The organism is Rhodococcus sp. NCIMB 12038 (genome assembly GCF_002165735.1).
Lineage (GTDB): Bacteria > Actinomycetota > Actinomycetes > Mycobacteriales > Mycobacteriaceae > Rhodococcus_F.
Genome location: NZ_NHML01000005.1, coordinates 442,623 through 449,818 on the forward strand (window position 1 = coordinate 442,623; position 7,196 = coordinate 449,818).

The following is a 7,196-nucleotide window of genomic DNA, read 5'->3' on the forward strand; positions in this document are numbered from 1 at the left end:
CCGTCACCGGACCATACGAAACGCAGACGAGAATTCGAGGATCGCATCATGACAGCAACGGTGAACCGGACCGACGTGACCGGACAGATGATCATCGCGGGCAACCCCGTGCAGGGTTCCGGCACGACCATCCACGGCATCGACCCCGCCACCGGCCACCAGCTCGAGCCCGGCTTCGCGCACGGTGACGACCGGGACGTCGACGCCGCCTGCGCCGCCGCCGCCGAGGCGTTCGCGCCGTACCGCGCCACGACGTCGGAGGAGCGCGCCCGGTTCCTCGAGACGATCGCCGACAACATCGAGGCGCTCGGCGAGACGCTGATCGCCCGGGTGTGCGCCGAATCCGGACTTCCCCAGGGCCGCGTCACCGGCGAGGTGGGACGCACCTCCGGACAGCTGCGGCTGTTCGCCGGCGTCCTGCGCGACGGCGGCTGGAACGGTGCCCGCATCGATCCCGCGCTGCCCGACCGCACCCCGTTGCCGCGTGCCGACATCCGCCAGCGGAAGGTCCCGCTCGGACCGGTCGCGGTGTTCGGTGCCAGCAACTTCCCCCTCGCGTTCTCCGTCGCCGGCGGCGACACCGCGTCGGCACTGGCGGCGGGCTGCCCTGTCGTCGTGAAGGCCCACGACGCGCACCCCGGCACGTCCGAACTCGTCGGCCGCGCCATCGCCGATGCCGTCGCGAGCACCGGCATGCCTGCGGGAACGTTCTCCCTGCTGTTCGGCTCGGGCCGCGGGCTCGGCACCGCGCTGGTGACGGATCCGCGCATCAAGGCCGTCGGCTTCACCGGATCTCGTTCCGGCGGAACCGCTCTGGTGGCAGCCGCCGCGAGCCGCCCGGAACCGATCCCGGTGTACGCGGAGATGAGTTCGATCAACCCGGTGTTCCTCCTCGAGAACGCGCTCACCACCCGCGGCGCCGAACTCGGTCGCGCCTTCGTCGGGTCGCTGACCCTCGGATCCGGACAGTTCTGCACCAACCCCGGTCTCGTCATCGCGGTCGACGGTCCCGGACTCACCTCGTTCGTCGAGTCCGCGCGCGCCGCGGTCGCCGAGAGCACGCCCACCCCGATGCTCACCCCGAACATCGCCGGCTGCTACGCCGACGGCGTCACCGCGCTCAGCGGAGCCGCGACCGTGGAGGCCCGCGGCACCGAAACCGACGCACCCAACACCGGCCGGGCAGCGCTGTTCAGCGCGGACGCCGACACGTTCCTGGGCTCGGAGGTGTTGCAGCAGGAGGTGTTCGGCTCGTCCAGCCTGATCGTCCGCTGCCGCGACGCCGAGCAGGTGCGCGCCGTCGCGGCGAAGCTGGAAGGCCAGCTGACCGCGACCGTCCACGTCGACGACGCCGATCTCGACGAGGCGGGCCGCCTGCTGCCCGTCCTCGAGCTCAAGGCCGGGCGAATCCTGTTCAACGGCTGGCCCACCGGGGTCGAGGTCGGCCACGCGATGGTGCACGGTGGTCCGCACCCCGCGACGTCCGACTCGCGCACCACGTCCGTGGGTTCGCTTGCCATCGAACGCTTCCTGCGACCCGTTGCCTATCAGGATGTTCCGAGCTCGCTGCTCCCCGCCGCCATCGCCGACGGCAACCCCGACCAGTTGTGGCGTCGCATCGACGGCCGACTCACTCAAGCCTGATTTTTCCCTCGTGAAGGAGTTCCCCATGCTCGACGGCGTCCTGTTCTTCCCCGTCACCCCGTTCACAGCATCCGGCGACGTCGACTACGACCGGCTCGCCGAGCACGTCGCCAAGGGTGTCGACGCCGGCCCCGGTGGCGTCTTCATCGCCTGCGGCACAGGCGAATTCCATGCCCTCGGGCTGGAGGAGTTCGGCAGGATCGTCGCCAAGGCGACGGAGGTCGTCGCCGGACGGGTCCCCGTCTTCGCCGGCGCAGGCGGCTCCGTGCAGCAGGCCAAGGAGTTCGCCGCCAGCGCGAAGGTCAACGGCGCCGACGGCATCCTGCTGCTCCCGCCGTACCTGGTGACGATGCCGCAGGCCGGGCTGGTGGAATACACCCGCGCGGTCGCCGACACCACCGACCTGCCGCTCGTCGTGTACAACCGCGGCAACGCCCGCTTCGACGAAGCGGCCGCCGTGGAGGTCGCGCAGTTCCCGACCGTCATCGGTTTCAAGGACGGCACCGGCGATCTCGACAAGGTGGGCCGCATCGTCCGTGCGGTGAAGGACGCGCTCGCCCCGTCCGGTAAGCCGTTCCTGTTCTTCAACGGCATGCCGACCGCCGAGGTCACGCAGCAGGCGTACCGCGCGATCGGTGTCACGCTGTACTCGTCCGCCACGTTCGCCTTCGCACCGGAACTCGCGCTCGGCTTCTACGACGCCCTCGAATCCGGCAACCAGGAACTCACCGACGCACTGCTCCGCGACTTCTTCCACCCCCTGGTGCGCCTGCGCGACCAGGTGCCCGGATACGCCGTGTCGCTGATCAAGTCGGGTGTCGCGATGGAGGGTATCGACGCCGGGCCCGTGCGGCCGCCGCTCGTCGCGACGAGCGAGGTGCACGTGCGTGAGCTCACTCGGATCACCGCAGCCGGCCGGGCCGTTCTCGCCGATGCTCTCGCCGTGCAAGCGGCGGTCTGATGACTGCCGCACCGATCCGGATCACCGGCGCGCGGATCACGCCCGTCGCGTTCGTCGATCCGCCGCTCCTCAACACCGTCGGCGTGCACCAGCCCTACGCGCTGCGCGCGATCATCCAACTCGACACGGACGGTGGTCTCGTCGGACTCGGTGAAACCTACGCCGACACGGCCCACCTGCTCCGGCTCGAGGCGGCCGCCGAGGCGATCGTCGGGCTGGACGTGTTCGCGCTCAACGCGATCCGTGCGGCGATCGACGAAAGGATCGCCACGCTGACCGTCACGGGCGGCGACGGTGTCGCCGGCATGATCACCACGGCCAGCACCACCGACCGCGTGTTCTCCCCGTTCGAGGTGGCGTGCCTCGATGTGCAGGGCAAGGCGCTCGGCAGGCCGGTGTCAGATCTTCTCGGCGGCAAGGTGCGCGACGCCGTCCCGTTCAGTGCCTATCTGTTCTACAAGTGGGCCGGGCATCCCGGCGCCGAGCACGACGAATGGGGCGAGGCCGTCGACCCCGACGGTCTGGTTCGCCAGGCGCAGAAGATGATCGGCGAGTACGGCTTCGAGGCCGTCAAGGTCAAGGGCGGCGTGTTCTCCCCGGACGAGGAGATCGCCGGCATCAAGGCGCTGCGGGCCGCGTTCCCCGACCTGCCGCTGCGCCTCGACCCCAACGCCGCGTGGACCGTCGACACGTCGATCCGGGTGGCGTCGGAACTCGACGGCATCGTCGAATACCTCGAGGACCCCACACCCGGTCTCGACGGCATGGCCGAGGTCGCGCGTGAGGCGAAGATGCCGCTGGCCACGAACATGTGCGTCGTCGCGTTCGATCAGCTCAAGCCTGCGGTGCTGAAGGATTCGGTGCAGGTCGTGTTGTCGGACCACCACTACTGGGGTGGCCTGCAGCGGTCGCGGCTGCTCGCCGGGATCTGCGACAACTTCGGCCTGGGCCTGTCGATGCACTCGAACTCGCATCTCGGCATCAGCCTGGCCGCGATGGTGCACCTCGCAGGCGCCACCCCGAACCTCACGTACGCGTGTGACACGCACTGGCCGTGGAAGACCGAGGACGTCGTCAAGCCCGGTGTGCTGAAGTTCGTCGACGGCGCGGTCGCGGTGCCGACGACGCCGGGTCTCGGTGTCGAGATCGACGAGGACGCCCTCGCCGCGCTGCACCAGCAGTACCTCGACTGCGGCGTGCGCGACCGCGACGACACGGGGTACATGAAGTCGGTGGATCCCACGTTCGAGAACACCTGCCCGCGCTGGTAGCCGGGGCACCGGAAGGCGCCGACCGCCCACGCGGTCGGCGCCTTCCGCGTGGGCTACATTGAGTTCCACCTCGAGGCAAAGGAGTGGATCGAATGTTCTCCCTCGCACGGCTGTCGTGTTTCATCGCCGTCGCGGAGGAACTGCATTTCGGTCGCGCCGCGGAGCGCCTGCACATGACGCAGCCGCCGCTGAGCCGTCAGATCCAGCAACTCGAAAGCGAACTCGGGGTGCAGTTGATCGACCGCACCAGCCGATCCGTCACGCTCACCGCCGCCGGTGCGGCGTTCCTGCCCGACGCCCGGCGCATTCTGAGTCTCTCGGAGAGTGCCGCCCTGACGGTCCGCCGGGTGCCCGCCGGTGATCTCGGCACCGTCGTGGTCGGGTTCACCGGCGCGTCCGCGCACGCGGTGCTGCCGAGGTTGCTCGAGGCCGCACGCGACCGGCTTCCGGACGTGAAAATCGTTCTGCGGGAGATGGTCACGTCGGTGCAGATCGAATCGCTGATCAGTGGTGAACTGGACCTCGGGCTGATCCGCCCCATCCTCACCCGGCCCGGCATCGACACCCGGCCCATCCACCACGAACGCCTCGTCGCCGCGCTGCCCGCGGGTCACCCCCTCGCCGACGCCGACGAGTTGGCGGTGGAGGATTTCGACGACCAGCCCGTCGTCATGTATTCGCCCGTCGATGCGCGGTATTTCCACGAACTGCTCATCAGCACGTTCACGATCGTCGGTGCCTCCCCGCGCTACGTCCAGTACGTCACGCAGGTGCACACCATGCTGGTGCTCGTCCGGTCCGGGCTCGGAATGGCCCTCGTCCCGGAATCCGCGCAGACGATGCACCCGGAAGGGGTCGTGTTCCGGCCGGTCTCCGCGATCCGCGACCGGCCCGTCCAGATGAACGCCGCCTGGCGCTCGGACAGCCGGAACCCCGCGTTGCGCAGGCTGATGGAGGACGTCCTGCCGCAGCGGGAATGGGAATGAGAACCGGCACGCTCAGAGCGTGAGCTTGCACGCCTGCCCGATGTCGAGCACCCGCAGCACCCGGCCCGTTCCCAGCCACAACGCGCACGACAACGCCAGATCGGTCAGGATCTCGTCGGTGAAATGCTCGTGACACCGCGCCCAGAAGTCCTCGTCCTCGCGCAGCGCAGTGTGATCTGTGGCGAACCGGTGCGCGAACTCCGCTGCTGTCCGCTCCTCCGCGCTGTACCCGGGCCACGACTCCCATTCGAGGACGTGATCGTAGAAGTGTTCGTCGATGCCCGCGTCGGCGCCACTGCTGTCGCGGGTGCCGAGGCACACGGCACACTCGTTGGCCTCAGCAACCGCCATCCGCGCGATCTCCCGCACCCGTAACGGTAACCGGTTCCGGTTGTACACCGCGTCCGTGAAGGCGCCGAGCGCACCACCCAGTTCGGGTGAGATCGACAGCCAACCTGCCACGTCATCGTCACTGTAGCTACCTACTCGACTCATCCCCGAATGCTACAGCGGGAGCCGTTGCGGGCGATAGATCTGACACGTGTTCTATGTTTTGGGAGCCTTCGGTGCCGCGAGCTCGGCCAGGTGCCGGAGCGAGTTGGTGAGATGCTCGGGACCGAACGGAGGGAAGTGGAGATACTCCCGGATGCGCTGCGGCACCGGCGACCAGTCGTAGGTGAGCGTGATCGCGGTTTCGGACGGGCCGAGCGGCACGAGGTCGTAGCGCCAGCTCCAGCCGCCGAACTCCAGGTGGCCGTCGTCCTTCTCCTCCCCGGTGCGCCAGCCGATGGCGCGCGGTGGGTCGAGTGCCAGGATCTGGTTGGCCACCCGGTAGTTCCCGTTCGGATGGTTGGGGTGGTACATGTCCATCCGGAAGACCTGCCCCACCTCGGTCAGCGGCGCCCGGTCGGCGGCTTCCTGCACCCAGCCGGTGCCGTCGATCGCGGAATGGGTACTCGGGTCGGTCAGCACCGCGAACACACTGGCGGCGGGCACGGCGACGGTCAGGGTGGCGCTCACATTCTCCTGGTCCACGGTGGGCACGCTCCTCGTCGCCTCAGGCCTCCCACGGATACGGAAGGACCGTTCACTCCATGTTGACTACCCGGCGGCACGGAATTCATCTATCCGCATGCATTTCGCAGTCAAAGTGCCTGTAGGCGTGAGTAACACCTGCATCCGAATTGCGCTGCTCGGGTCGCCCCGGCGGCCGTAGGTGCATATGCTCCTGAGCAGGTTCGCCGAACGAAGAGGTGCACGATGGGCGACACAAGCGATGACAGGTCGGAGCCCGGTCCCGAGCTGACCGTCGGCACGCGGGTGCTGGTCCGCAGGAAGGCCGAGGCCGACGCGACCGGTGAGGTCGTCGAGGACTACGCGGCACTCACCGAGCCCGGTGGCGCAGGGCACGAGTGGGCGCCGGCGCATCGATGGGCGATCGCGCTCGACGACGGGCGTCTCGTCTTCGCCGACACGGACGAGGTGACCGTCGATCCCAGCCCTCGATCCGGTCGGCGCGGGACGCATCGTCGTGAGAGTTCCGACGAGTAGTCAGACCCAGGACACGGTGTCGGCCGGGTCCAGGCGGGGGAGCCGATCGAACCACGGGTTCTCCCCGGGGTGCCCGATGTTGACGACCAGAATGGAACGGAAGCGGCCGTCGGGGAAGAACTCGGCGTCGATTCCGGCGGCGTCGAAGCCGGCCATCGGGCCTGCGGCCAGGCCGAGGGATCGGACGGCGAGGATGAAGTAGCCCGCCTGCAGTGCACCGTTGAAATCGCCCGTTCGCTCGCGCATCGTCGCGTCGCCTTCGAAGACGTCGCGCAACTCCGGCCGGAACGGCAGCAGCGCCGGAATGTGGTCGTGGAACTGGGTGTCGACGGCCAGGATGGCGACTGCGGGCGCCGACTCGGTCTTCGCCTTGTTGCCCTCGCTCATGTGTGGCAGCAGTCGCGCGCGACCCTCGTCGGTCCGGGCGAAAACGACCCGCAGGGGCTGGGTGTTCGCCGCGGTCGGTGCCCACTTCGCGAGGTCCCAGATCTGGGCGAGTTCCTCGTCGGTCACCGGGGTGGACGCGAAACTGTTGGCCGTGCGTGCCTCGCTGAACAGCAGCGCGCGACCCGCCTCGTCCAATTCCGGTCGGGTCTGTACGTCTGAGCTCATGGTTGCTTCCCTCTCCGCGACTAGCAACAAAAGTGTTACTAGTAAAAAACTAGTTGACAGTTGGATGCTAGCACCTTGCTAAGGTCGAAATATGAGCTCAGGCGTCGAACAGCACGATCCGCGCGCGTGCGACGGCGCGCTCGCGAAGGCGTTCACGTTCCTGGGCAAGCG

The 7,196-nt window shown here is 68.5% G+C and carries 8 protein-coding genes; 5 read left to right on the forward strand and 3 right to left on the reverse strand.

Annotation, left to right across the window (positions count from 1 at the left end):
* Positions 1–48: 48 nt before the first annotated feature.
* From CA951_RS10390 to CA951_RS10405, 4 genes are all read left to right on the forward strand, one after another.
* Positions 49–1,644, forward strand: coding sequence for an aldehyde dehydrogenase (NADP(+)) (locus tag CA951_RS10390; RefSeq protein ID WP_087556737.1), 1,596 nt, complete (start codon positions 49–51; stop codon positions 1,642–1,644).
* A 25-nt stretch (positions 1,645–1,669) separates the two neighbouring features.
* Entirely contained in the window at positions 1,670–2,605 is a 936-nt protein-coding gene (locus CA951_RS10395; RefSeq protein ID WP_087556738.1) for a 5-dehydro-4-deoxyglucarate dehydratase, read from the forward strand.
* Positions 2,605–3,876 carry a glucarate dehydratase family protein gene (locus tag CA951_RS10400; RefSeq protein WP_087556739.1) on the forward strand — a complete coding sequence of 424 codons (1,272 nt, stop codon included), beginning with the start codon at positions 2,605–2,607 and terminating at the stop codon, positions 3,874–3,876. Before CA951_RS10395 ends, CA951_RS10400 begins: the two co-directional genes overlap by 1 nt.
* A 92-nt stretch (positions 3,877–3,968) precedes the next feature.
* Entirely contained in the window at positions 3,969–4,862 is an 894-nt protein-coding gene (locus CA951_RS10405; protein ID WP_087556740.1) for a LysR substrate-binding domain-containing protein, read from the forward strand.
* Positions 4,863–4,874: 12 nt separating this feature from the next.
* On the opposite strand, the gene CA951_RS10410 is transcribed toward CA951_RS10405, so the two are convergent.
* Positions 4,875–5,357, reverse strand: coding sequence for a carboxymuconolactone decarboxylase family protein (locus CA951_RS10410; RefSeq protein ID WP_087556741.1), 483 nt, complete (start codon positions 5,355–5,357; stop codon positions 4,875–4,877).
* Between the two features lie 51 nt (positions 5,358–5,408).
* Positions 5,409–5,897: an SRPBCC family protein gene (locus CA951_RS10415; RefSeq protein ID WP_218780484.1), complete on the reverse strand. Its 489-nt coding sequence runs from the start codon at positions 5,895–5,897 to the stop codon at positions 5,409–5,411.
* Between the two features lie 225 nt (positions 5,898–6,122).
* On the opposite strand from CA951_RS10415, the gene CA951_RS10420 reads away from it, so the two are divergent.
* On the forward strand, positions 6,123–6,413 hold the full coding sequence (locus CA951_RS10420; RefSeq protein WP_087556743.1) for a hypothetical protein: 291 nt from the start codon (positions 6,123–6,125) through the stop codon (positions 6,411–6,413).
* Here the strand turns inward: CA951_RS10420 and CA951_RS10425 are convergent, their stop codons facing one another.
* Entirely contained in the window at positions 6,414–7,025 is a 612-nt protein-coding gene (locus CA951_RS10425) for a malonic semialdehyde reductase (RefSeq protein WP_087556744.1), read from the reverse strand.
* Positions 7,026–7,196: the final 171 nt, after the last annotated feature.

What these genes read in the sequence shown, in the direction of transcription:
- CA951_RS10400 (WP_087556739.1), top strand. Translation starts at nt 2,605, where the DNA reads ATGACTGCCGCACCGATCCGGATCACCGGCGCGCGGATCACGCCCGTC.
- CA951_RS10405 (WP_087556740.1), top strand. Translation starts at nt 3,969, where the DNA reads ATGTTCTCCCTCGCACGGCTGTCGTGTTTCATCGCCGTCGCGGAGGAA.
- CA951_RS10390 (WP_087556737.1), top strand. Translation starts at nt 49, where the DNA reads ATGACAGCAACGGTGAACCGGACCGACGTGACCGGACAGATGATCATC.
- CA951_RS10410 (WP_087556741.1), bottom strand. Translation starts at nt 5,357, where the DNA reads ATGAGTCGAGTAGGTAGCTACAGTGACGATGACGTGGCAGGTTGGCTG.
- CA951_RS10425 (WP_087556744.1), bottom strand. Translation starts at nt 7,025, where the DNA reads ATGAGCTCAGACGTACAGACCCGACCGGAATTGGACGAGGCGGGTCGC.
- CA951_RS10395 (WP_087556738.1), top strand. Translation starts at nt 1,670, where the DNA reads ATGCTCGACGGCGTCCTGTTCTTCCCCGTCACCCCGTTCACAGCATCC.
- CA951_RS10420 (WP_087556743.1), top strand. Translation starts at nt 6,123, where the DNA reads ATGGGCGACACAAGCGATGACAGGTCGGAGCCCGGTCCCGAGCTGACC.